This window comes from Candidatus Accumulibacter meliphilus, assembly GCF_036625345.1.
GTDB classification, from domain to species: Bacteria; Pseudomonadota; Gammaproteobacteria; order Burkholderiales; family Rhodocyclaceae; genus Accumulibacter; species Accumulibacter meliphilus.
Genome location: NZ_JAZKTZ010000005.1, coordinates 338,688 through 362,649 on the forward strand (window position 1 = coordinate 338,688; position 23,962 = coordinate 362,649).

General features: G+C 63.3%; 18 protein-coding genes and 1 pseudogene. 10 read left to right on the forward strand and 9 right to left on the reverse strand.

The window, feature by feature from the left end; translation table 11 throughout:
• The first annotated feature begins 223 nt into the window (after positions 1–223).
• From V5B40_RS12680 to V5B40_RS12695, 4 genes are read left to right on the forward strand one after another with little or no spacing between them, the layout of a single operon-like run.
• On the forward strand, positions 224–1,258 hold the full coding sequence (locus V5B40_RS12680; protein ID WP_332354832.1) for an efflux RND transporter periplasmic adaptor subunit: 1,035 nt from the start codon (positions 224–226) through the stop codon (positions 1,256–1,258).
• Positions 1,258–3,099 (forward strand): ATP-binding cassette domain-containing protein, encoded by a 1,842-nt coding sequence (locus V5B40_RS12685; protein ID WP_332354833.1) that lies wholly within the window; start codon positions 1,258–1,260, stop codon positions 3,097–3,099. Before V5B40_RS12680 ends, V5B40_RS12685 begins: the two co-directional genes overlap by 1 nt.
• Positions 3,100–3,146: 47 nt before the next feature.
• Positions 3,147–4,253: an ABC transporter permease gene (locus V5B40_RS12690; RefSeq protein WP_332354834.1), complete on the forward strand. Its 1,107-nt coding sequence runs from the start codon at positions 3,147–3,149 to the stop codon at positions 4,251–4,253.
• A gap of 6 nt (positions 4,254–4,259) precedes the next feature.
• On the forward strand, positions 4,260–5,369 hold the full coding sequence (locus tag V5B40_RS12695) for an ABC transporter permease (RefSeq protein WP_332354835.1): 1,110 nt from the start codon (positions 4,260–4,262) through the stop codon (positions 5,367–5,369).
• Between the two features lie 109 nt (positions 5,370–5,478).
• Here V5B40_RS12695 and V5B40_RS12700 read toward each other — a convergent pair whose 3' ends face one another.
• Positions 5,479–6,402, reverse strand: a complete 924-nt coding sequence (locus tag V5B40_RS12700) for a cation diffusion facilitator family transporter (protein WP_332354836.1) — start codon at positions 6,400–6,402, stop codon at positions 5,479–5,481.
• A 57-nt stretch (positions 6,403–6,459) separates the two neighbouring features.
• Positions 6,460–7,011: a cytochrome b gene (locus tag V5B40_RS12705; RefSeq protein WP_332354837.1), complete on the reverse strand. Its 552-nt coding sequence runs from the start codon at positions 7,009–7,011 to the stop codon at positions 6,460–6,462.
• A gap of 469 nt (positions 7,012–7,480) precedes the next feature.
• Here V5B40_RS12705 and V5B40_RS12710 point away from each other — a divergent pair, with 469 nt between their 5' ends.
• The gene (locus V5B40_RS12710; protein ID WP_332354838.1) at positions 7,481–7,834 is read left to right on the forward strand and encodes a hypothetical protein; all 354 of its coding nucleotides are present in this window, start codon (positions 7,481–7,483) and stop codon (positions 7,832–7,834) included.
• 220 nt (positions 7,835–8,054) lie between these two features.
• On the opposite strand, the gene V5B40_RS12715 is transcribed toward V5B40_RS12710, so the two are convergent.
• From V5B40_RS12715 to V5B40_RS12730, 4 genes are all read right to left on the reverse strand, one after another.
• Complete coding sequence (locus V5B40_RS12715) at positions 8,055–8,681, reverse strand: ParA family protein (protein WP_332354839.1); 627 nt, start codon at positions 8,679–8,681, stop codon at positions 8,055–8,057.
• A 127-nt stretch (positions 8,682–8,808) separates the two neighbouring features.
• Complete coding sequence (locus tag V5B40_RS12720; RefSeq protein ID WP_332354840.1) at positions 8,809–9,783, reverse strand: quinone oxidoreductase family protein; 975 nt, start codon at positions 9,781–9,783, stop codon at positions 8,809–8,811.
• Between the two features lie 207 nt (positions 9,784–9,990).
• Complete coding sequence (locus tag V5B40_RS12725; protein ID WP_332354841.1) at positions 9,991–12,186, reverse strand: UvrD-helicase domain-containing protein; 2,196 nt, start codon at positions 12,184–12,186, stop codon at positions 9,991–9,993.
• 101 nt (positions 12,187–12,287) lie between these two features.
• Positions 12,288–13,103, reverse strand: coding sequence for a hypothetical protein (locus V5B40_RS12730; protein ID WP_332354842.1), 816 nt, complete (start codon positions 13,101–13,103; stop codon positions 12,288–12,290).
• 238 nt (positions 13,104–13,341) lie between these two features.
• Between V5B40_RS12730 and V5B40_RS12735 the strand changes: the two genes are divergently transcribed.
• The 4 genes and pseudogenes from V5B40_RS12735 to rarD all read left to right on the forward strand — a co-directional run bounded on the left by V5B40_RS12735 (position 13,342) and on the right by rarD (position 17,677).
• The gene (locus tag V5B40_RS12735; protein WP_332354843.1) at positions 13,342–14,154 is read left to right on the forward strand and encodes a FecR family protein; all 813 of its coding nucleotides are present in this window, start codon (positions 13,342–13,344) and stop codon (positions 14,152–14,154) included.
• A gap of 88 nt (positions 14,155–14,242) precedes the next feature.
• Positions 14,243–16,021, forward strand: a complete 1,779-nt coding sequence (locus V5B40_RS12740) for a CHASE2 domain-containing protein (protein ID WP_332354844.1) — start codon at positions 14,243–14,245, stop codon at positions 16,019–16,021.
• Positions 16,022–16,089: 68 nt separating this feature from the next.
• Positions 16,090–16,350: pseudogene (locus tag V5B40_RS12745) on the forward strand (DUF599 family protein); the annotation flags it as partial.
• Positions 16,351–16,408: 58 nt separating this feature from the next.
• Positions 16,409–17,677 carry an EamA family transporter RarD gene (gene rarD, locus V5B40_RS12750; RefSeq protein ID WP_332354845.1) on the forward strand — a complete coding sequence of 423 codons (1,269 nt, stop codon included), beginning with the start codon at positions 16,409–16,411 and terminating at the stop codon, positions 17,675–17,677.
• Here rarD and V5B40_RS12755 read toward each other — a convergent pair.
• The 3 genes from V5B40_RS12755 to V5B40_RS12765 all read right to left on the reverse strand — a co-directional run bounded on the left by V5B40_RS12755 (position 17,637) and on the right by V5B40_RS12765 (position 20,841).
• Complete coding sequence (locus V5B40_RS12755; protein ID WP_332354846.1) at positions 17,637–18,812, reverse strand: NAD(P)/FAD-dependent oxidoreductase; 1,176 nt, start codon at positions 18,810–18,812, stop codon at positions 17,637–17,639. The genes rarD and V5B40_RS12755 overlap by 41 nt on opposite strands.
• A gap of 148 nt (positions 18,813–18,960) precedes the next feature.
• Positions 18,961–19,446 (reverse strand): single-stranded DNA-binding protein, encoded by a 486-nt coding sequence (gene ssb, locus V5B40_RS12760; RefSeq protein WP_332354847.1) that lies wholly within the window; start codon positions 19,444–19,446, stop codon positions 18,961–18,963.
• Positions 19,447–19,635: 189 nt separating this feature from the next.
• On the reverse strand, positions 19,636–20,841 hold the full coding sequence (locus V5B40_RS12765; RefSeq protein WP_332354848.1) for an MFS transporter: 1,206 nt from the start codon (positions 20,839–20,841) through the stop codon (positions 19,636–19,638).
• 80 nt (positions 20,842–20,921) lie between these two features.
• Here V5B40_RS12765 and uvrA point away from each other — a divergent pair, with 80 nt between their 5' ends.
• Positions 20,922–23,780: an excinuclease ABC subunit UvrA gene (uvrA, locus tag V5B40_RS12770; protein WP_332354909.1), complete on the forward strand. Its 2,859-nt coding sequence runs from the start codon at positions 20,922–20,924 to the stop codon at positions 23,778–23,780.
• The last annotated feature ends 182 nt before the right edge of the window (positions 23,781–23,962 follow it).

A 23,962-nucleotide genomic window follows, 5' to 3' on the forward strand; every position in this document is an offset into this window, starting at 1 on the left:
TGTCTTTTCGCCCGTCTTCTGTGTCACGACAACAGTTACATAGTTCGACTTTGCGCCTGTTGTCGCGCCTTGAAACCGACCGAAAATCCGGCGCAATCTGGTACGTTCTTTTCCGGCAATCGCCTTAGCGTTCCCAAGGCATGCTGGCGCGCGATACTTGAGCTGCCGCTTTTTGCGTTCTATTCAGTATCAGGCAGATTCAAATACCGATGATCGAGACCCCATGAAACGCAAAAGGCTCTTTGCATTGCTTGGCATCGCGATAATTGCCGGTGGTGCTTTCTACTGGCAGCGTAGCCATCGTCAGCAAGCGTCCACGACAGCCCTGGCGCTTTATGGGAACGTCGACATTCGGCAGGTCCAGCTGGCTTTCAACGGATCGGCCCGGATCGATCGCATGCTGGTCAGTGAAGGAGAAGCGGTTCGCCAGGGGCAGTTGCTGGCGACGCTCGACAGCACCCGGCTGGAACAGAATGTCGCGCTGCTGGAGGCGCAGGTCGCTGCGCAGCAGCAAGTCGTAGCGCGCCTTCAACGCGGTAACCGGCCGGAGGAAATACAGAAGGCGCGTGCCGACGCCGAGGCCGCCCGGATAGACGCTCAAAACGCCGAACGAACCTATCGTCGACTCGCGGATCTGGTCGCCCGGCAATTTGTCGCCCGCCAGCAGGCAGACGACGCCAAGGCCGCGTCCGACGCGGCCCAGGCCAGGTACGAGGCCGCGCAGGCGACGCGTCACCTGCTCGAACTCGGTGCGCGCGTCGAGGATGTCGCCGCCGCTCAGGCGACGCTCAAGGCCAACGAGGCGGCGCTGGCGATTGCCCGCGAACAACTCGCGGATGGGTCGCTTTATGCGCCAGCCGATGGCGTCATTCAAGACCGCATCCTCGAGCCGGGCGACATGGCTTCGCCGCAGCTTTCGCTGTATACGCTGGCCCTTACCGATCCGATCTGGGTGCGCGCCTATGTGTCAGGAGTGGACCTGGGGAAGATCTACAGCGGCATGCGCGCCGAAGTCGGCACCGACAGCTATCCCGGCAAACGCTATCGCGCGTGGCTGGGATACATCTCCCCGAGCGCCGAATTCACGCCGAAATCGGTGGAAACAAGCGACGTGCGCTCGAACCTGGTCTATCAAGTGCGGGTGTTTGTCTGCAATCCACAGAATGAACTGCGCCTCGGCATGCCGGCAACGGTGATTATTCCCCTCGATCAAGCCGAATCCGGCAAACCCGCGGCCCCTCCTTGCCCGGGCCAGTGATGCCGCCAGGTGCCGCTGCCCAGCCGACAAAACTGGACTCACCGGTGGACCAGGGCGAGCCTGTCGCGCTGACCATCAAGCAGCTATCCAAGGCCTTTCATGCAGGCAACGGGCGCGTCGTTCAGGCGCTCGACAAGGTCAGCTTTCGCGTTCGGCACGGCCGGGTGAGCGGCCTCATCGGCCCGGACAGCGCCGGCAAGACGACGCTCATGCGCCTGGCTGCCGGCTTGCTGCTTGCCGATAGCGGCAGCATCACGGTGCTCGGCAAGAATGCCGGCACCCAGTCGCTGCAGGTTCAGGGCAGCATCGGTTACATGCCACAACGCTTTGGCCTCTATGAAGACTTGACGGTGCAGGAGAACCTCGACCTCTACGCCGACCTGCAAGGCGTTCCGCTGACTCGTCGTGGCGATCGCTATCGGGAGTTGCTGCAGATGGCCGGGCTTGCACCATTTACCCGGCGCCTGGCCGGAAAGCTCTCCGGAGGGATGAAGCAGAAGCTGGGGCTGGCCTGCAGCCTGGTCCGCCAGCCAGCCTTGCTGCTGCTGGACGAACCGACCGTCGGCGTCGATCCGCTGTCGCGACGCGAGCTGTGGGCGATCGTCAATCGCCTGGTGCGCAACGAACGGACCACCGTGCTGCTAAGCACGGCGTATCTCGATGAGGCGGAACGTTGCGACGAGATTTTTCTGCTGCATGACGGGCAGCTCCTGGATCATGGCGATCCGAAGATCCTGCGCGATCGCCTGCAAGGCAAAACATTTGCCGTGACTGCGGAGCATCTGTCCAAGCGATCGCTGCAGGCGAATCTGTCGCATGCCCCCGGCGTGGTGGACGCCGTGATCCAGGGCGAGCGAGTGCGTCTGGTAATGACAGCGGCGACGCTCCCCAATCTCGCTGCGCTGCTACCAGGGATTCAGAACGCCCACGTCAGCGAAGTGCCGCCGCGCTACGAGGACAGTTTCATTGCCCTCCTCAAGGACCAGCCCCAGCCAGACCGTCCGGATGGCGCCTCACATTCGCAAACCGCCCAGCCGGATGCGCGGCCACCGCCGAAGACGGAAGGTGCCGCGGGGATCATCGAGGTGGATCAACTGGAGCGCCGTTTCGGCACTTTCCGCGCCGTCAAGAACGTCAGCTTTGCCGTCTCGTCGGGCGAGGTCTTCGGTTTGCTGGGCGCCAATGGCGCCGGCAAGACGACGACCTTCCGCATGCTGTGCGGTCTGTTGCCGCCCAGCGGCGGCAGCCTGCGGGTGGCCGGCGTCGATCTTCGCCACGCGCCGGCCGCGGCGCGTGCCCGCATCGGCTACATGTCGCAAAAATTTTCACTCTATGGCCACCTCAGCGTCAGCGAGAACCTGCGCTTTTTCAGCAGCGCCTACGGCCTGTCGCGTCAGCGCGCCGAACAGCGCATACAGTGGGCGATGAGCGAATTTGCACTCGCGCCGCTGGCGGCAGCGGTCAGCGGCGACCTCTCGCTGGGCTACAAGCAGCGTCTGGCCTTGGCCTGCGCCTTGATGCACGAACCGGATATCCTGTTTCTCGATGAACCCACCTCGGGCGTCGATCCGCTCGCCCGCCGGGAGTTCTGGCAACGTATCAATACGCTTGCCGAACAAGGCGTCACCATCATGGTGACCACCCATTTCATGGAAGAAGCGGAATACTGCGACCGGCTCGCGATCATGGTCTCCGGCGAGATCCTGACCATCGGGACGCCGACCGCGATCAAGCGGCAGGCGCGTAGCGAAGCCGTGCCCGACCCGTCGATGGAAGATGCTTTCATCGGACTGATCGAAGCGCACAGCCGGGCCGAGAGTCAAAGGGCGCCCGGATCGTGAACGATCGCTGGCATCAGAACCGCTCGGAAGCATCGGGAAAATCCGCCATGCGCCTGCGCGGTTTGATGCGCAAGGAGTTCCTGCAGATTTTCCGCGACCCGAGCAGCATCGCCATCGCCTTTCTGATGCCCGTGGTGTTGCTGCTGCTGTTCGGCTATGGCGTGTCTCTGGACTCGGAATCGATACCGGTGGCCCTGGTCGTCGAACAGCCGAGTGCGGATACCGCCAGCTTCACCGCGGCCTTCAACAACTCCCGTTATTTTGTGCCCACGTCGTACGCCACCACCCGGGCTGCCGAAACCGCGATGATGGCCGGCAAGGTGAATGCCGTCGTCGTGTTGCGTCAGGATTTCGCGCAGCGTCTGCACGGATCGGGCAGCGCACCGATTCAATTGATCGTCAATGGCGTCGATGCCAATACGGCAAGAATCATTTCCGGCTATGTCGAGGGCGTCTGGGGGCGCTGGCTGGAACACCTCGCGCTGGCACGCGGCGAGTCGCTGGCCACGCCCGTCCGGATCGAGCAGCGGGTGTGGTTCAACAGCGAGTTGCGCAGCCGAAATTTCCTGGTGCCGGGCCTGATCGCGATCATCATGACCCTGATCGGTGCCTTGTTGACGGCGATGGTGATGGCACGCGAATGGGAGCGCGGCACCATGGAAGCGCTGATGGTGACGCCGGTGAGCATGCGCGAAGTGATTCTCGGCAAGCTGATTCCCTACTTCATTCTGGGAATGGGAGGCCTGGCACTTTCCGTGGCCATGGCACTGTGGCTCTTCGATGTGCCGCTGCGCGGCTCGCACTGGTTGTTGTTCAGCGCATCGGCGCTGTTTCTGCTCACCGCACTGGGTATGGGCCTCTTTATCTCGACCATCGCCAGGAGCCAGTTTGTCGCCGGGCAGATTGCCATCATCACCACCTTCCTGCCGGCTTTCCTGCTGTCCGGATTCATCTTTGATATCGGCAGCATGCCCCCCGTCGTGCAAACGCTGACGCATGCCATTGCTGCCCGCTACTACGTGGCGATCCTGCAGACGGTGTTTCTCGCCGGCAATGTCTGGAGCGTGATTCTGCCGAACGTCTTGGGGCTCTGCGTATTGGCCGTCATCTTCCTCGCTCTGACGATCCGTAAATCGCGCAAGCGGCTGGAGTAGAGGCACATGTGGAGACGCATTTTCGCCCTGGCGATCAAGGAGTTCCTGACCCTGCTCAAGGACAAGCGCAGCCGGGTGGTGATCTTCGTCCCGCCGCTGATTCAACTGATGGTCTTTGGTTACGCCGCCACTTTCGATCTCAAGCATGTGCCGTTTGCCGTCTTCAATGAAGATCGCGGCACGGTCTCGCGCGAGCTGGTCGCCGCCTTTCACGGCGCGCCCAGTTTCGAGGAAGTGGCGCGCCTGACGCAGGACCAGGAGATCGCGCCGATGATCGACAGCCAGCAGGCTCTGATGGTCATCCGCATCGGTCCGCGCTTCAGCGCCGACCTGCTGAGCGGGCGCTCCGCGCCGCTGCAGGTGATCGTTGACGGGCGCAATTCGAACACCGCGCAGCTGGTGGTCAACTATGCGCAAGCGATCGTCAAGGGCTTCAACAGCGACTGGATCGCCAGCCACGGCGGCCGACCGCCACCGGCGGTGATCGAGACGCGGGCGTGGTTCAATCCCAATCTGGAAAGCCGCTGGTTTTTCGTGCCCGGCATCGTGGCCCTGTTGACCTTGCTCGTCACCATGCTGGTGACGGCGCTGTCGGTGGCGCGCGAGCGCGAACAGGGCACCTTCGACCAACTACTGGTCACGCCTCTGCGCCCGGGCGAAATCCTGCTCGGCAAGGCCTTGCCGAGTTTTGTGATTGGCATGGGCGAAGCCACGGCGATCATTCTGGTCGCCGTCTTCTGGTTCCATGTCCCGCTGTTGGGCAACTTGCTGACGCTGTATACGGGCGTCGTGTTGTTCCTGCTGTCGGCAATCGGGCTGGGCCTGATGATTTCATCGCTCGCCGTCACCCAGCAACAGGGATTGCTCGGCGCCTTCTTCTTCCTGGTGCCCGCCATCATCCTGTCCGGTTTTGCGACCCCAATCCAAAACATGCCGTCGCTGGTCCAGAATCTGACCCTGCTGAATCCCATGCGCTATTTTCTGGTGGTGTTGCGCGGCGTGTTTCTCGAAGGCACGCCGTTCGATCTGCTGATCCAGCCGTTTGTGGCGATGGCGGCGATTGGGGCGGTAGCGCTGGCCATCGCTACCTGGCTCTTCCGGCACAGGATGTACTAATTGAGCAACAGCTCAATCGCGACAGGAGGAAGCCGCAGGCCCTCGCCCTTCTTGACGACCGTGCTGTATCTGAAGAGAAGGAGATCCTTGCACCCAACCCTGGCTGTAATCAGAACCTGGGTCGGTCAAGCGCTTGGTCGTCCATTGACACGGGGTCCTCCAACGGCTCCAGGTGGGTCGTGACGTGCGCGCGTGGCAAGAAATGATGAATCTCGACCTCGATACGCTCCGCCCAGGTGTGACCTTTCTGTACCGTCCAGTTCCCCGGCACCAGGACGTGCAAGACCACGAAGGTACGACTGCCTGACTGACGCGTGCGCAGGGCATGAAAATCCAGCCCCTGCTGGCGATACCCCGCAAGCAGCGCTTCGATCTGCTCAAGCTTTTCTAGCGGCACGGAAACGTCCATCAGACCGGCGGCCGAACGCCGCATCAGTTGCAGACCGGTCCAGATGATGTTTGCCGCCACCAGCAGGGCGATGACCGGATCGAGCCAAAGCCAACCGGTCAGCCAGACCAGGCCGACACCGGCAATGACCCCCGCGGAGGTCCACACATCGGTCATCAGGTGATGTGCATCGGCTTCCAGAGTGATCGAATTGTGCTCTCGACCCGCACCCATCAAGATTCTCGCGGTCGCGAAGTTGATCACGGAGGCGACCACAGAAACCAGCAGTCCGACCCCCACTGCTTCGAGCGACTGAGGATTCATCAGGCGGACAATGGCCGTATAGCCAATGCTGACCGCCGCCAACAGGATCAGGAAACCCTCGAAAGCGCTGGAGAAATATTCAGCCTTGCTGTAGCCGTAGGCGTGATTATCGTCCGCGGGACGCGCCGCCAGGGTCAGCATCCAGAGCGCCATCAACGCCCCCGCCAGGTTCACGAAGGACTCGATGGCGTCGGACAATAGCCCGACCGAACCGGTCAGCCACCACGCCACACCCTTTAACAGGATGGTGGCCATAGCCGCCGCGATCGACAGCCAGGCGTAGCGTGTCAGCGACGGGGAAAGTATGGCAGCGCTTTCCATTACTCGGACGGCTTCACAATGATGGTGACGACCAGCTGGCTGGGGAGCGGGGGCGGCTCAATCGTGGTTCGGAAGCATCCGCCGTAGCGTGTTATCTCGAAGGACGTAGTGGTGAAACAACGCAGCAGCGGCATGGAAGCCGATGAGGAAATAACCCACCGTGCCGCCGACCTCATGTATCTCCTTGATCAGCGTCGCCAGGCTTTTGCTCTCGCCGACGAGCGCTGGCAACTCCAGAGCGAAGAACGGGATCGGCTTTCCTGCTGCGCTGAGAAGAAGCCATCCTCCCAGCGGCATACCGATCATCAGGAAGTACAGTGCAAAGTGCATAAGCCTGGCCGACAACTTTTGCCACTTCGGAGGATCCGGCTCAGTTAGGGGAGCGGGTCCAGCCAGGCGCGCTGCCAGCAGGCGCAGCCAGACCAGAACAAAAACAGACAAGCCGAGCATGAAATGCCAAGTCTTCAGTGCCTCACGAGGATCGCTACCCTTCGGGTATAACTCACGTAGTTCAATACACGCGTACACCGCCACGAAAAGTAACAGCATTAACCAGTGAAGCCCAATAGAAAGCGAACCGTAGTGGTATTTGGTATTACGCCAGCTCATTCTTATGCTCCCAAGGAAAGAAAACGTAAACGCCGTGCTGGAAGTTGTCTGGCCTCTGCTGGCGGTAGCCGTTCGACCGAGACGCGGTAGCTTTCCGGGCGAGGCGCATGCAACAGCGAATAGCAACCGACGATTTGTTCGCTACCCCCAATCGTCGGCAGATAAAAGGCGGAAGGTCAGGAACCGTAGTCTTCAGAAACATCTTGATTCCCTTCCCCTGTCGGCTACAGTGATTTTATCAGCCGCAGGTGAACAGAGCCTGAACGAAGGCCTCACCAGAGCAAGCGGTGCATGCTTGCTGGTTTTTTTGGTCGGCGACGTGATGCCCATCGAGAAGAGTGCTTGGCATCAGCCGCCGGAAGCGCACCATCTGCGCACTTGTCGTTTTGCAAGGATCAGGCCTATCCACTGAACAGGGTTGCGGTGGCTACGCTCATCCGCTCCAGCCAACCCAGCACAGGAGTAAATCATGAAACGGAAAACGTTGGTTTTATCGGCATTGGTAAGCGCTTTGTCACTGTCTGCCGGGTACGCATTGGCAGCCGAGCCGCAAGCGGCCAAGGAAAAGGCTCAAGTTCAGACCCAGAAACAGGTCTATGGCAGCCAACTCATGACCCAAGACGAGCAGGTGGCATATCGCGCCAAGATGCGGGCCACGAAAACTACCGAGGAACGAGAGCAGCTCCGCACGGAACATCATGAGCAGATGCAGGAGCGCGCCAAGGCGCGTGGTGTGACACTGCCAGCCGAACCACCGGCCAGAGGTGGCGGCATGGGTCCGGGTGGCGGTGGCATGGGGCCTGGCGGTGGTCGTGGTTTCTAACTGGGCAGTAAATATCGCGTAACAACAGCCACACCTACCAGCGATGCCGTGGTCGAGCAAGCTCGTTGTCAAACGTACGCGATCGATCCGGTAGCGGGGCCGGCGACTCTGCGCGACACGATGAAAGACAGATGCTTCTCCCCTCGCGGGAGAAGGGTCAGGGGAAGAGGGGGACGGTCATGGCTTTCATCATCAGGGGTGTCTCGACATGTCATGACCGTTAGCCCTGGTTGATCCAGTCGATGATCGGCTGCCACTGCTCGAGGTCCTTGGCCGCACGCGACGCGGAAATGTCGAAGATCGTCATGCCGTGCATCGCCGTCTGTACGTAGAGCTGAGTAGTGCGCAGATGCGTCAGCACCGGCAGCTCGAATTTGGCCAGAAAACGCTCCAGCTCGGCGGCCGCACGCGTGCGTGGATCGACGCGCATGCCGACCGCGGCGATGAGGGTCTGCTCCTTGCGTACCGCTTTCTCGGCCAGTAAGGCCTCGAGAAACTGGCGTGTCGCGAGCATGTCGAAGAGCGACGGCTGCACCGGAATGAGCACCCGACTGACCTGCTTGACGACGTTATCGAGGGCTTTGCCGTGCAAGGCCGCCGGCGTGTCGAGGACGACGTGCGTCGTGCCCTTCGGCGGTCGGGCGGTTTTCCCCGGTTCGATGTCCCAACAGCTAATCTCCGGCAGCGCGCGCGGGCGCATGCGCAACCACTCCCGTGACGACTGCTGACGATCGACGTCGCCGAGCATCACATGATGGCCGCTGCACGCGAGGTGGCCGGCCAGATTGATCGCCAACGTCGATTTCCCGGAACCCCCTTTTGGATTGGCAATCAGGAAGGATTTCATGTTTTTTTTGTCCTTGTCATGTGTGGTTACAGGCCGGAAAAGCTTCTCACGAAGCTGCTTGACGTGCTCGCGCACTTTGTCACGCAGATCGGCAAAAGCCAGCGAAAAGCGGCGCGCCGACCCTCCCTCACGGCAGCAGGATGGTCGACCCGGTATGCTTGCGTGCGGCCAGATCGTGATGCGCCTGGGCCACGTCGGCAAGCGCATAGCTCTGGTTGACCTCGATCCTGACCTTGCCCGAGCCGACCATCGCGAACAGTTCGGCAGCCAGCTCGGCCAGCTCGGCGCGCTTGGCGATGTAGTGCATGAGAGTCGGCCGCGTCAGGAATAGCGAGCCCTTCTGCGAAAGCAGCAGCGGGTCCAGGGGCGGCACCGGCCCCGAGGCATTGCCCAGACAGACCATCATCCCACGCGTCTGCAGGCTGTCCAGAGACGCGGCAAAAGTGTCTTTGCCAACCCCGTCATAGACCACCGCCACCCCCTCGCCGCGGGTGATCTCGCGAACCCTTGGCGCGACGTCCTCGCGCGTGTAGTCGATCACGTGATCGCAGCCGTGGGCGGTCGCCAGCGCTGCCTTGGCCGGGCTGGAAACCGTACCGATGACCGTTGCGCCCAGGGCCCTGGCCCACTGGCAGGCGATCAGACCGACGCCGCCGGCAACGGCGTGGATCAGGATGGTTTCGCCGGCCTGCACGCGATAGGTACGGCGCAGCAGGTAGGCGCTGGTCAGGCCCTGCAGCATCATCGCCGCCGCGGTGCGAAAACCGATCGCCTCGGGCAGTTTCAGCAGCCGGTCGGCGGGCAGACAACGCAGCTCGCTGTAAGCACCCACCGGACCACCGGCGTAGGCGACGCGATCGCCGGCGCACAGCTCCGTGACGCCCTCACCGACGGCCTCAACCACCCCGGCGCCTTCCAGGCCGAGGCCGCTCGGCAGCGGCAGCGGATAGAGTCCGCTGCGATGGTAGATGTCGATGAAGTTGAGCCCGACTGCTTCGTGACGCACTCGTGCCTCGCCAGCCGCTGGTTCGCCGACCGACACCTCTTCCCAGCGCATCGCTTCCGGCCCACCGGTCTGATGAATACGAATGGCGAAAGGCATGGCGATCTCCCTGCTTGGTTAGGCCTGATAGTCTAGTGCGCTGCCTGCTTTTTGAGCAAGCGCAAAAAAGGCCTGTCCAGCCTGGCACTGGCCGAATGAAGCAACAGACGTTCCACAGGCTTATCCACAAAAGTCGTGCGTAACTACAAATCCCGCACCGAAACCAGCACCGCGATGACGCGCAAGCTGTGGACAACCCGCCGCAGCTCAGGCAGGCGTCAGCTTGGCGTACTCGAGCGCCAGCCATTTCATGCCGCCGGCACCAAAATTGACCTGTACGCGCGCCTCCGGCCCCGCCCCTTCGCTGGCCACGATGACCCCGACGCCGAAGCGAGCGTGGCGGACGTTCTGACCAATGCGCAGAGCGTTGGCAGCCGCCGGCTGCTGCCAGGCAGCACCAGCGACGGCGGTCGAACGCGGCGGAGCGAGCGGGGCGCTGCTGAGGCCACGGTTGATTTTGCGCAACAGTTCCACCGGCAGTTCTTCAAGAAAACTCGAGGGCAGACAGTAGCGCGTCTGCCCGTGCAGCATGCGCGTCTGCGCGTGCGTCAGGTAGAGGCGTTTGCGCGCTCGCGTCACCGCCACATACATCAGCCGGCGCTCCTCTTCGAGGCCTTCGCGCTCCTGCGCGGCGTTCTCGTGGGGAAACAGGCCTTGTTCGAGGCCGGTAATGAAAACGATGTCGAATTCGAGACCCTTGGCCGCGTGCACGGTCATCAACTGGATGGCGTCCTGCCCCTCGCCGGCCTGGTGCTCGCCCGCTTCGAGCGAGGCGTGTGCGAGAAAGGACGCCAGCGGACCACCATCGGGCACGACTTCGTCACCGTCAAGCAGCGGCACGCCATCGTCTTTCAGGAAACTGCTCGCGGCGTTGATCAACTCGTCGAGGTTCTCGAGTCGATCCTGGCCTTCCTTCTCGGCAAGATAATGCTGACGCAGGCCGCTGCGCTCGATGAGCTGGTCGATCACTTCCGGCAAAGGCAGCTCCCGGGTCTCGACGCGCAGGCTCTCGATCAGCGCGATGAACCTGGCCACCGCGCCGCCGGGCTTGCCGGCCAGACTGGCGGCAGCGTTATACAGGCTGGAGTTGGTCTGCCGGGCAGCCTCCTGCAGCGCCTCGATACTGCGCCCGCCGATCCCGCGCGTCGGGAAATTGACCACCCGGGCGAAAGCCGTATCGTCGTCGGGATTGGCCAGCAGCCGCAGATAAGCGAGCGCGTGCTTGATCTCCTGGCGATCGAAGAAGCGCAGGCCGCCATGAACGCGATACGGCAAGCCCTGCTTGAACAGCTGGTGCTCGAGCACTCGCGACTGCGCATTCGAGCGATAAAGGAGCGCCATCTGCTGGCGCGAAACGCCGTCGCCGGCCAGTTCGCAAATTTCCTCGACGATGAACGCCGCCTCGGCGATGTCCGAATAGCCCTCGAAAACGCGAATCGGTTCGCCGGCGCCGGCTTCGGTCCACAGGTTCTTGCCGAGACGACCGCGGTTCTGTTTGATCAGGGCATTGGCCGCGTCGAGGATATTGCCGTGCGAGCGATAGTTCTGCTCGAGGCGAATCACCTCCGGCAACTCGAACTCGCGCTGCAGGTCGCGCATATTGCCGATCTCGGCACCGCGAAAAGCGTAGATCGACTGATCGTCGTCGCCGACCGCGAACAGGCAGGCGCCGGCGCTCTCGGACTTGACACTCCCGCGTCCGGCAAGGAGTTTCAGCCAGGCGTACTGGAGGCGGTTGGTATCCTGGAATTCATCGACCAGGATGTGCCGAAAGCGCGCCTGATAATGCTGACAGAGCGGCTCGTTGCGCTGCAGAAGCTCGTAGGAACGCAGCAGCAGCTCGGCGAAGTCGACCACCCCTTCGCGCTGGCACTGGCCTTCGTACTCGGCATACAGTTCGACGCGGCGGCTGGTATAGGCGTCGTAGGCTTCGGCCTGCGCGGCGCGAATCCCCTGCTCCTTGTGCGCGTTGATGAAATGCATCAGCTCGCGTGGCGGATACTTCTCGTCGTCGATGTTGAGGTTCTTGAGCAGGCGCTTGATCGCCGCCAGCTGGTCCGCCGAATCGAGAATCTGGAACTGCGGGGTCAACCCCGCCTCGCGGTGGTGAGCGCGCAGGAAGCGGTTGCAAAGGCCGTGAAAGGTCCCGATCCACATGCCGCGGGTATTGATCGGCAGCAGCGCCGCCAGGCGGGCCTGCATTTCCTTGGCCGCCTTGTTGGTGAAAGTCACCGCCAGGACCCCCTGCGGACCGACCTGTCCGGTGGAAATCAGCCAGGCGATGCGCGTCGTCAGCACCCGCGTCTTGCCGCTACCGGCGCCGGCCAGGATCAGGGCGTGCTGCGGCGGCAGGGTGACCGCGGCAAGCTGTGGCGGATTGAGATGGGCGAGCAAATCGGACATGAATCAGAATCCCCTGGCGAATAGCCCCCGATTATAGCCGGCAGGCGCAACCGAATCGGCGCCAAACCGCGCCACCGGGGTGCAGGGCCTCGGCGCGCTGACTACCTCCGGCTCACCGCGAAAACAGCACGCGCCAGGCCATACAGACCCGAGAGAAGGAGGAGTGGAATCACGACAGTTTGCAGCAGAAAAACCACGATCAAGGTGATGATGTGCTCGGTCGCCTGCTCCGCCGCCTGTTGCAGGGCGTCGAAACGCGCTTTCACCTCCAGATCCTGCCCCCACCAGCCCTTGATTCTGTCCAGCAGGCCTTGCTCCCCGGCAGGCAACGGCTGCGGCGGCGCGTCAAGCCTGGCAACTTGCGCCGGGGCAGCGCTGATCACCTGCTGGCTGGCGTCATAGTCACCGACGAGAAACTTCTCGAACAGCAGGTCGCTGCCGATGGTCACCGCAGGCACGGCGAAACGGAGCATCAGGAGGACGACGAGCGTCCGCGCGAGCCATGCCGGAAGCACCTGCTGATGGAAGTGAAACCACGCCCAGCAAAGGGCTGCGCCGCTGATCAGCAAGGAGATCAGCCAGTAGCCGGCCATGCTGATGAGCATCTTCTGCACACCGAAAGCGACGCTGGCGGCGAGCATCACGTTCGAAAACTGCTCGACAAGATCGTTGACCGGGTCGAGCACCTGCCCGGGGGAGAGGACGACGCCCATGCCGCCGGGCTGCACCGCGATCTCGGTTCCCTGGGCGACCGAAATCGCCGCGTTCAGAGCCCTGGCGGTCGCAAAGCTGAGCAGTGCCCGCTTCAGACCGGCGTCTGCCTGCTGGGTGGCGGTCGAGTCCAGCGGCGCCAGCCAGGAGCAGGCGACCAGGCCGGCAACAAGCACCGCGAAAATGACTTGGCGCGCGATCTGCATTTCTCGACTCCTCCTCGGAGCTCTGAGCGTTACTGAGGTTTGCGGGGGTTTGCGGAGGTTTGTTATTGCCGACCGCTGTGAATATACTCCTGCTGTCGTTCCTCGACTCCCCATGCGTCCGTCGCACTTACTGGCATGCAGGGCGGTCGAACCCACTCAACCCGGCCTGGATTCGTGCGAGCTGCCCGCGACCATTCGCGCAGCCCCAGGGCTAAACCGCGGTAAGGAGGGCGTTCTCATGGCGTCAAGCACACAGAGAAACACGACATCTGGCTGGCTGGCATGGCGACACTTGCTCGAACATGGCCGTGCCGCCCCGCTTCTCGTCCTTCTCTTCCTTTTCTGCTTCGCCGTCAGCGGCTGTGCGTCGATCACGCTCGGTGTCGTGCAGGGAGGGCAACTGGTCGACAGCGCGGCGATCGCTGGCGTCGACGTCGTTCGCCAGGGCGCACCCGCGCAGCCGAAACATAATATGTCGCTGGAGCCGGGTGACGAGATCCGAACCGACGCGCAGTCGACCGTCGTGCTCACTTTTGCCGAGGGCGCCCGAGTTTACGTGCAGCCCAACACGCACGTCCGCCTGGGTTCGATCTTCGTTTTCATCGGCGAAGTCCTGGTCAAGGCCAGAGGCCTCTTCAAAGTCAAGACCGAGTACGCCACGGCCGCTTCGGAAGGCACCGAGTACCTGGTGCGGGTGGACCCCGACGCGCACGTCAGGGTGGTCGTCGCCGAAGACCGCGTCGCGCTGACTTCGAACACCGCGCAGTGGGCCAAGACCTGGCTGGAAGTCGGGCAATCGGCGACCATCGTCGGCCCCGATCTTCTCGAAGTCGGGCGGGTGAGCAGCGGCGAAGTCGAGCAGATTCGCACCCGCATCAGGAATCTCGATGCCTTGGTGCCCAACACCTCCAACCTCGGCACCGCCGCCCTGGCGGCGGGATTGTTCGCTATCGGCGTGGGGGTGATGAGCAGCCGCTCGAACGACGGCCACGACAGCGATCGGCACCCACCCATGGAGCCACCACCAACGCGCAGTGACAAGCTTCGCTAATTGGCCGCCGCTTTGAGCGACGGCTGCAAGCGCCGTGCAGAGGCTACTGCCGTTCAGCGACGCACGACCGAAAACAGGCCCAGCCCAATTGGTAAAGACCGCATCCCGGATTTTCATCAGTTATCGCCGCGAAGACAGCATCGCCTACGCCGGACGACTCTACGATCACCTGAGTGCGCACTTCGGCGCCGAGCAGGTGTTCATGGACATCGGCCAGATCGAAGCCGGCGACGATTTCGTGAACGTTCTCGACCGCGAGATCGACGCCTGTGACGTAGTCATCGCCTTGATCGGCCCGCGTTGGCTGAACGCCAGCAACGAGAACGGCCGACGGCTCGATCAGCCCGACGATTTTGTCTGCCATGAGCTGGCCGCAGCGCTCGCACAGGGCAAGCGCCTGATCCCGGTGCTGGTCGGCGGCGCGACGATGCCCGACGCCAGGGATCTACCGGCGACGCTTGCCGAGCTGGCTCGCCGTCAGGCGCACGCGCTTGACGACAAGCGTTTCAAGTTCGAGCTTGATGCCTTGATCCGCAGCATCGAGCAGCGGCCATCCCTGCTCAATCAATTCGTGCAAGTGATGAATGCCGAACGCCTGCGCAAATGGCGACGCTACAGTGGCGCCGGCGTCGCGCTGCTGATGTTCTTCCTCGGCTGGGTACAGTTGTTCGACGCGCTGGGCATCGATACACGGATCGAAAGCTACACCATGGCACTCGGCGACATGGTCGCCAGCGTGCCGGTCAGCGAGCGCATCGTGATCGTCGGTTTTGACGAGAAGTCCGAAGCGCGCCTCGGCAGGTTCGGACCCGATTGGCGCCGTGAGCACGCGCGAGCGCTCGACAAGCTGGTCGCCGCGGGCGCAAAAGTGATTGTCTTCGACCTCTATTTCGAGAAAGCGAATCCGGCCGACGCCGAGCTGATCGCCGCCATCGAGCGTGCCAGGCAGGGTGGCAGCGAGGTCATCGTCGGCGTCAATCAGCTGCTCGACGAAGGCCCGGCGGCGATCCCGGAACTGCTCAAGGCAGTCAGTGCCTGGGGCCTGCTGTGCGTCGGCGGCCGCCTGGGTTACGCCTCGGTCGCGCCAATCGCCGCCGTCAAGCTCGCCGCTGCAGCAGACACCGAGCAGCCACCCTTTGAACGCATCGGCGACAAGATCGCCGCCATTGCCAGCCTCGCGGTCGGCGGCAGGACTCTGGCCGTAGACGAGCAGCTGCGCGAACTGACAGTGGTCAGCGCCACCGGCAGGACGCTCTGGCGCGGACCGCTCAAGCCCTTCCAGCCAGGCGTCGAAGCCTCGGGGCAGGTGCGCAACGACTGCCCGCTGTTGAGCAACGGCGATCGGGTCGCAGACGCCCTGATCCGCCTGGCACCGATCGAGATCTGGCGGCAGCCGCCACGACGCTACGACTACGAGCAGTTCAGCGGACCCGCAGCGACGATCGCTGCCGGCGAACTGGCCGGAAAGATCGTCCTGATTGGCGATGCTCGTGCCGGCAAGGATCAATTCCGGGTTCGGCGCGGCGTCGGCGCGGAGTTTCGCCACGGCGTCGAGTTGCACGCCGATGTTGTCAACAACCTGCTGCAGGGGGTGCACTTGCGCGGCCTCGACCCCTTGCTGCAAGTCCTGGCGATGGCAGCGCTGGCCGTCGCTGGCGGCGGGCTGCGCCTGTTCAGGCCAGCCATGCCAGCGCTCTGGCGGCGCCTGCTGCTGGTGGCCTGCCTGCTCTTCTACCTGGCGCTGACGGTGCTGATCTATGTCCAGTTTGGGCTGCTCTTGAACACCGCCTATCATATCGGCGCCTTCCTGCTCAGCTACTGGCTGCTCGGCAAACTCAGCGCAGCCGCGGCCCCCGGTTCGGCCTAGGACTGCCCAGTGCCTGGCCAGTGCCTGCCGCCGTGTGTGCGCGCGGCATTCTGTGGCAAGATGGCTCGATGCGCGCACTTGCGAACTTATCGACCATCGATTGGCTGGCCCTTTCCGCCTTCCTGCTTTGCTGGGCAGGCTACACCTGGTTTTCCGAGCATAGTCGCTGGTGTTGCAAGGGCCTGATCGGACACCTGCACAGCTATCGTAAGGACTGGGCCTACCACATGCTCGAACGCGACTTGCGGATGACCGACGCGGCGCTGATCGGCAATCTGATGACCAGCGTTTCCTTCTACGCCAACACCACCATCTACATCATCGCCGGCCTGGTCGCCGCCCTGGGCGCGGCCGACCAGTTGTTGAGCTTCTCCGCCGACCTGACGCTTGGCGGCAGCCAGCAGCCGCGAACAGCTCGAAATCAAGCTGATCCTGGTTCTCGCCAGCTTCGTCTACGGCTACTTCAAGTTCACCTGGGCGCTGCGCCAGTTCAATGTATTGTCGATCCTCATCGGCGCGGCGCCAACGGGCCAGCGCGACGAGCCGAAAGTCGACGCTTTCGCACGCCGTGTGGCAGGCGTCCATAACCTCGCCGGAGACGACTTCAATCGCGGCATCCGTGCCTACTACTTTGGCCTGGCAGCGGCCGGCTGGCTGCTCAGCCCGGTGGTCCTCGGCGTCCTTTCGCTGAGTGTCCTGATCGTTCTCTATCGGCGCGACTACCGCTCGGCGACGCTCGACGTCCTGCGCCCCCGGAACCGTGAAGCCGTGAACGCTGACCGCCAGGTGGCCGGCATCGGCTTCGGCCTGCTGGCCTACGGCATGTGGGGCTTCTTTCCGCTCTTCTTCCACCAGCTGTCGCACGTCTCGCCAATGGACGTGCTCAGCAACCGCGCTGCCTGGGCCTTTGTCTTCGTCGGCCTGCTGCTCAGCCTGCGCCGCCAGTGGGGCAAAGTGGCCACGGTTTTCAGAACCTGGCAGCACCTGGCGATGCTGGCGCTTGCCGCCCTGCTGATCGGCACCAACTGGCTGGTCTTCCTGTGGGCCGTCGCCAACCAGCAGGTCGTTGCCTCGAGCCTCGGCTATTTCCTGACCCCGCTGGTGAGCGTCCTCCTCGCTCTGCTGGTGCTCAAGGAACGGCTGAACCGGCTGGAGTGGATTTCGGTGGCCCTGGCGCTGATCGCCATCGCCAACGACGTCATCGCTCTCGGCAGCCTGCCCTGGGTATCGCTGGTTCTCGCCGGCACTTTCGGTACCTATGGCCTGGTGCGCAAGAAACTGCCGGTCGACTCGACCTCCGGGTTGTGGCTGGAAACCCTGGCCATGTTGCCCGTGTGCGCGATTTACGCACTGTGGCAGGCACAGAGCGGCCATGCCGTATTCACCGGCCACGACCTGCGAACCACCCTGCTGCTGGCTTGCGCGGGTGCGCTCACGGCGCTGCCGCTGATCGCCTTCGCCGCCGCCGCGCAGCGCCTCGACCTGGCCAGTCTCGGCATGCTGATGTATATCAATCCGACGCTGCAGTTCCTGACCGCGGTCTGGATCTTCGGTGAGCCGATGCAGAGTGAGCGGCTGTTGAGTTTCGCGCTGATCTGGCTCGGCCTGCTGGTCTTCAGCTGGAGCGCGTGGAAGAAGTACCGGCAAGCGGCATGAGCCGCTGCGGACTCAGCATTGCCGCAGAAAAGCCAAAATCGGCAAGGCACGCCGGAATCGGCTGGCCACGTAGCAGCGCCGCACAGCTTTCCCCCATCGCCGGCGAAGTCTGGATTCCGTAGCCGCCCTGGGCGGCGATCCAGAAAAATCCGCGGTGGAGCGGATCGAAGCCACCCACCAGATCGCCATCGGCGACGAAGGATCGCAAACCCGCCCAGCGGTGGCTGGGACGGCGAATACGCAGCGTCGTCGCCTGTTCGATGCGGTAGATGCCGGTTGCGATGTCCAGTTCTTCGGCTTGCACGTCGTGCGGCGGAACCGGATCGGCGTTGGCCGGCGATCCCAGCAAGAGGCCGGCGTCCGGCTTGAAATACCAGTCTTCGGCCACACCAATGGTCAATGGCCAACGCGTCGTGTCCACGTTTTCGGGCGGCGCGAAGAGAAACGCCGCTCGACGTCTGGGTTCAAGTCCGATGGGGGCAATAGCTGCCAGGGTGGCGATCTGGTCCGCCCACGCACCGGCAGCGTTGACCAGCACTGGCGCGGCATATTTTTGCCCACCGGCGTCGAGCCACCAAAGGTCCTGGCTACGCTGCACAGCGCTGACTTCGGCGTCGCAAACGACAAGCCCGCCGTTCCGACTTAGCCCACGCAGGTAGCCCTGATGCAGGGCATGCACGTCAATGTCGGCGGCGTGTGGGTCGAAAATCGAGCCGATCACGTCTTCCGGGCGCAACACCGGCAGCATGGCACAGGTCTCTGCGGGCGGAAGCAGACGCAGCGTTTCGCCAAGGGTAGAAAGCGTTTGCCATCTGGCACGCAACAGATCTTCCTGGCCGCGCATCGCGACGATCAAGGCCCCACGCGCCGAGAGCAGCGGATGATCGCAGAATCCTTGCGGTGGAGCGTCGAAGAACGCCCGGCTGGCGCGAGTCAGAGCGCGTACCTGCGGCGTCCCGTAACTCTCGGCGAAGAGTGCCGCCGAGCGGCCGGTCGAGTGATAGCCGGGCTGCTCCTCGCGTTCGAGTACCACCACCCGGCCATGGCGGGCCAGCCAGTAAGCGACCGAAGCGCCGGCGATACCGGCGCCAACGATGAGAAAATCGGCTCGATTGGCGGCTGCGGCGTCGGTCATCCCCTGCTCCTGTGTGCTCGGGTCGGTCTACCCGGGTCTGTGCGCCAGCGATCGCCGCGCGAATCAGGCTTGCCTGAGAGGCGCGGCGCCGGTCAAGGCGAGGTGCCAGGCGCGCCGGAGTCGGCGCGCAGCGAACCGGGGGATGGACTTAGAACGGGATATCGTCGTCCATGTCTTCGAAGCTGGGCTTCTTCTTGGCGGGAGCCGCCGCGCGGGCGCCGCCGGAGTCGCCGGCCGACGATGGCATGCTGCCGCCGTACTCGCTTTCGTCACTCGACGAGGATGGCGAACCCATGCCTTCGCGACCGCCAAGCATCTTCATCTCGTTGCCGACGATTTCGGTGGTATAGCGTTCGTTACCATCCTTGTCCTGCCACTTGCGCGTCTTGAGGCTGCCCTCGACGTAGACTGACGAGCCTTTCTTCAGATACTGCCCGGCGATCTCCGCGAGGCGCCTGAAGAACACGATGCGGTGCCACTCGGTGGCTTCCTTCTTGTCGCCGGTCTGTTTGTCCTTCCACGATTCCGAGGTCGCGATCCGGATGTTGCAGACGGCGTCGCCGTTCGGCAGGAAACGGGTTTCCGGATCGGCACCCAGATTGCCGACGAGAATCACTTTATTTACCGAAGCCATGTTGCCTCCCTGGATGGTGTGCGAAAAAAGAAAGCGCGATTATAGGGCTTAAGCGTCAGGGCTTAACGGTCATGACCGTCGAGATACCCAGATCATGAAAGTCATGACCGCCCCCTCTTCCCCCGGCCCTTCTCCCGCGGGGGGGAGAAGGGAGGTTCGTGAGTCGCGTGCGCGACGTTCACGTAATGCTTAAGCGGTCACCTGCCGGCGACGCAGGGCCGGCAAGGTCATGGTCGTGGACAACGACAGCCAGATCACGGTGAGCAAGCCGCCACAGGCCCAGACGGCGGCCGGGCCCAGGTACTTGGCCAGCGCGCCGCCGAGCACCCCGCCGACAAACAGGCCCAGGGCCTGAGTGGTATTGTAGACGCCGAGCGCCGCGCCCTTGGCGTGCGGCGGCGCGATCCGCGAAATAAGCGACGGTTGCGTCGCTTCGAGAATGTTGAAGGCCACGAAGAACAGCGTCAGCCACAGCGCCAGCCCGTAAATGCTCGTCGAGAACAGGCCGAAACCAATCTGAACGAGCAGCAGCAGGAGTACCGCCGTATTGAAGACCAGCTTCATGCGGCCATATTTTTCGGCGGCAATGATCGCCGGCACCATGATCACGAAGGACACCAGCAGCGCCGGCAGATAGATCTTCCAGTGTTCGGCAACGGGCAGATCGCCGATCGAGATCAACTGCGCCGGCAGCAACACCCACATGGCAGTGAGCATCAGGTGTAGGGCGAAGACGCCGAAGTTCAGGCGCAGCAACTGCCGATTGGAGAGCACTTCAACAAAACTCGGCCAGGTCGGCCGGCGCGGCACGGTCGGCGCGACGGGGACCACCTTGAGAACGACGAAAATCGCCAGCAAGGCCAGGCCGCCGGTCAGGCTGAAGATGCCAGGCATGCCGATGCTGACGAAAAGCAGCGGCGCGGCGACCATCGAGACGGCAAAGACCATGCCGATCGACGAGCCAATCATGGCCATCACCTTGGTCAGATGCTGTTCGCGCGTAAGGTCGGCAGCCAGCGCGGTAACGGCAGCCGAAATGGCACCGGCGCCCTGCAGCACGCGACCGGCAATGACGGCGTAGATGTCGCCGGCCGAAGCGGCAACGAAACTGCCGACGGCGAAGAGAATCAGCCCGAAAACGATCACCGGCTTGCGCCCGAAGCGATCGGACGCCGCTCCGTAGGCGATCTGCAGGAAGGCCTGCGTCAGCCCGTAGGCGCCGAGCGCCATGCCGACCAGCGCCACATCGTGGCCGGATGGAAGGTCCTGCGCGTAGATCGCAAAAACCGGCAGGATCAGGAACAAGCCAAGCATGCGCAAGGCAAAGACAGCCGCCAGGCTGATGCCGGCGCGCTTCTCCTGGCTGCTCATTCGGTCGATAGTTGGGGCGGACATGGGATTTTGGTGCCGGACTGCGGAATTGCGTATATTAGCAGGTTTGCCAAAGCCCCTCGGGCTCGCAGCCAATGGACGAGATCAACGAAATTCGCATCCGCGGTGCGCGTACGCACAACCTGAAGAACGTCAATCTCGACCTGCCACGTAATCGCCTGATCGTGATCACCGGTCTTTCCGGTTCCGGCAAGTCGTCGCTGGCTTTCGACACCCTTTATGCCGAAGGGCAACGACGCTACGTCGAGTCGCTGTCGGCCTACGCCCGGCAATTCCTGCAGCGCATCGAGAAACCCGACGTCGATCTGATCGAAGGCCTGTCGCCGGCGATTTCGATCGAGCAGAAAGCGACCAGCCACAACCCGCGCTCGACGGTCGGAACGGTCACCGAGATTCACGACTACCTGCGCCTGCTCTTCGCCCGTGTCGGCACACCCTACTGTGCCGAACACCAGCAGGCCCTCGAAGCGCAGACCGTCTCGCAGATGGTCGATCACGTTCTCGCCTTGAGCGAGGACAGCCGGCTGATGATCCTGGCGCCGGTCGTCGCCGACCGCAAGGGCGAGCAACTCGAACTCTTTGCCGAGTTGCGCGCGCAGGGTTTTGCCCGCCTGCGGGTCGACGGCCAGATTTACGAGATCGACGCCCTGCCCAAGCTCGCCAAGACGCGCAAGCACAGCGTCGATGTGGTCATCGACCGCCTGAAAGTGCGCGCCGACATTCGCCAACGCCTGGCCGAATCTTTCGAGACCGCCCTGCGCCACGCCGACGGCCGCGCCATCGCCTACGAAATGGACAGCGAACGCGAGCATTTCTTCTCGGCCCGCTTCGCCTGCCCGGTGTGTTCGTACTCGCTACCCGAGCTTGAACCGCGGATTTTTTCCTTCAACAGCCCGCTGGGCGCCTGCCAGAAGTGCGACGGCCTCGGCGTCATCCAGTTTTTCGACCCCAAGCGCATCGTCGGCCATCCCGAGCTGTCGCTGGCGGCCGGCGCGATCCGTGCCTGGGACCGGCGCAACCCCTTCTATTTCCAGATGCTGTCGTCGCTGGCTGCGCACTACGGCTTCGATGTCGAAGTGCCGTTCAGCGAGCTGCCCGAGCGTATCCAGCAAATCATCCTCTATGGTTCCGGGCGCGAGCAATTGCCGTTTAGCTACGTCAACGAGCGAGGCCGGCACAGCGTTCGCCAGCACAGCTTCGAAGGCATCGTGGTCAACCTCGAACGGCGCTACAAGGAAACCGACTCGCAGGCCGTTCGCGAAGAGCTGGCACGCCTGATCAGCAACCAGAGCTGCCCGTCCTGCCACGGCAGCCGCCTGCGCGAAGAAGCGCGCAACGTGCGCGTCGGCACCCTCGCCAGTGCGCGCACCCTGCACGAGCTCAGCCGCCTGCCGCTGGCCGAAGTGCGCGACTACTTCGTCGCGCTGAAGCTGCCGGGGAACAAGGCCCAGGTCGCCGAGAAAGTGCTCAAGGAAATCGTCAGCCGACTGCAGTTCCTGATCAATGTCGGCCTCGACTATCTGTCGCTCGACCGTTCCGCGGAAACGCTCTCCGGCGGCGAAGCGCAACGCATTCGCCTGGCCTCGCAGATCGGTTCGGGGCTGACCGGCGTGCTCTATGTCCTCGACGAACCGTCGATCGGCCTGCACCAGCGTGACAACGAACGCCTGTTGAAGACGCTGCAGCAGCTGCGCGACATCGGCAACACGGTGATCGTCGTCGAGCACGACGAGGAGGCGATCCGCAGCGCCGACTACGTCGTCGACATCGGCCCCGGTGCCGGCGTCCATGGCGGCCACATCGTCGCCGAGGGCACGCCGGCAGCGATCATCGCCAACCCGGCGTCGATGACCGGCGACTACCTCGCCGGCCGGCGGCGAATCAGCATGCGGGATAAGCGGCGCCAGCCCGATCGCGCGCGGATGCTGAGCATCGTCGGCGCGCGCGGCAACAACCTGCGCAACGTCAGCGTCGAGCTGCCGGTCGGGTTGTTTACCTGCATCACCGGAGTTTCCGGTTCGGGCAAATCGACGCTGATCAACGACACCCTGTACGCGGCGGCGGCCAGGCATCTCTACGGCTCGAACGCCGAACCGGCTGAACACGACACCATCGTCGGCCTCGATCACTTCGACAAGGTGATCAACGTCGACCAGAGCCCGATCGGGCGCACACCACGCTCCAATCCGGCCACCTACACCGGCCTGCTGACACCGATTCGCGAGCTGTTTTCGGGAATTCCGGAAGCCCGCTCACGCGGCTACGGCCCTGGCCGTTTCTCGTTCAACGTCAAGGGCGGTCGCTGCGAGGCCTGCCAGGGCGATGGCGTGATCAAGGTCGAGATGCACTTCCTGCCCGATATTTACGTCCCCTGTGACGTTTGCCACGGCAAGCGCTACAACCGTGAGACGCTGGAAATCCAGTACAAGGGCAGCAACATCTACCAAATCCTGCAAATGACCGTCGAAGTGGCGCGCGAGTTTTTCGACGCCGTGCCGGTCGTCGCCCGCAAGCTGCAGACGCTGGTCGATGTCGGGCTGAGCTACATCACCCTCGGCCAGTCGGCGACCACCCTCTCCGGCGGCGAAGCACAGCGCGTCAAACTGGCACTCGAACTGTCGAAACGCGACACCGGCAGGACGCTCTACATTCTCGACGAACCGACCACCGGCCTGCACTTCCAGGATATCGAGATGCTGCTCACCGTCCTGCACCGGCTCGTCGATCACGGCAATACGGTGCTGGTCATCGAACACAACCTCGACGTCATCAAGACCGCCGACTGGCTGCTCGACCTCGGCCCCGAAGGCGGCGCCGGCGGCGGCCGGCTTCTCGCCGCCGGCCCCCCGGAGCAGATCGCCGAGCTCGCGGAGAGCCACAGCGGCCGTTTCCTGAAGCCGCTGCTCGAGCGTTGCAACCCGGCCGCTGCGACCACCCCGTGAACTGCCAACGCCACCCGCCGCGGGCCAAACAGCCGGCGTCCCAGACAGCTTCACCGGCCGCCGTTTCGGCTGTCGAACGAAGGCGTGCCATGGTATCGCCAAGCCTTCAGCCCCAAAAATTTGTTTGGCCAGACAGGAATCCATGCCAGAATTGCAGCCTTTGGCGCCCCCTTCCCGGTGCG

Excerpts from the sequence above, each read along its gene's own strand:
- V5B40_RS12680 (WP_332354832.1), top strand. The coding sequence starts at position 224 with ATGAAACGCAAAAGGCTCTTTGCATTGCTTGGCATCGCGATAATTGCC.
- V5B40_RS12685 (WP_332354833.1), top strand. The coding sequence starts at position 1,258 with ATGCCGCCAGGTGCCGCTGCCCAGCCGACAAAACTGGACTCACCGGTG.
- V5B40_RS12690 (WP_332354834.1), top strand. The coding sequence starts at position 3,147 with ATGCGCCTGCGCGGTTTGATGCGCAAGGAGTTCCTGCAGATTTTCCGC.
- V5B40_RS12695 (WP_332354835.1), top strand. The coding sequence starts at position 4,260 with ATGTGGAGACGCATTTTCGCCCTGGCGATCAAGGAGTTCCTGACCCTG.
- V5B40_RS12700 (WP_332354836.1), bottom strand. The coding sequence starts at position 6,402 with ATGGAAAGCGCTGCCATACTTTCCCCGTCGCTGACACGCTACGCCTGG.
- V5B40_RS12705 (WP_332354837.1), bottom strand. The coding sequence starts at position 7,011 with ATGAGCTGGCGTAATACCAAATACCACTACGGTTCGCTTTCTATTGGG.
- V5B40_RS12710 (WP_332354838.1), top strand. The coding sequence starts at position 7,481 with ATGAAACGGAAAACGTTGGTTTTATCGGCATTGGTAAGCGCTTTGTCA.
- V5B40_RS12715 (WP_332354839.1), bottom strand. The coding sequence starts at position 8,681 with ATGAAATCCTTCCTGATTGCCAATCCAAAAGGGGGTTCCGGGAAATCG.
- V5B40_RS12720 (WP_332354840.1), bottom strand. The coding sequence starts at position 9,783 with ATGCCTTTCGCCATTCGTATTCATCAGACCGGTGGGCCGGAAGCGATG.
- V5B40_RS12725 (WP_332354841.1), bottom strand. The coding sequence starts at position 12,186 with ATGTCCGATTTGCTCGCCCATCTCAATCCGCCACAGCTTGCCGCGGTC.
- V5B40_RS12730 (WP_332354842.1), bottom strand. The coding sequence starts at position 13,103 with ATGCAGATCGCGCGCCAAGTCATTTTCGCGGTGCTTGTTGCCGGCCTG.
- V5B40_RS12735 (WP_332354843.1), top strand. The coding sequence starts at position 13,342 with ATGGCGTCAAGCACACAGAGAAACACGACATCTGGCTGGCTGGCATGG.
- V5B40_RS12755 (WP_332354846.1), bottom strand. The coding sequence starts at position 18,812 with ATGACCGACGCCGCAGCCGCCAATCGAGCCGATTTTCTCATCGTTGGC.
- ssb (WP_332354847.1), bottom strand. The coding sequence starts at position 19,446 with ATGGCTTCGGTAAATAAAGTGATTCTCGTCGGCAATCTGGGTGCCGAT.
- V5B40_RS12765 (WP_332354848.1), bottom strand. The coding sequence starts at position 20,841 with ATGTCCGCCCCAACTATCGACCGAATGAGCAGCCAGGAGAAGCGCGCC.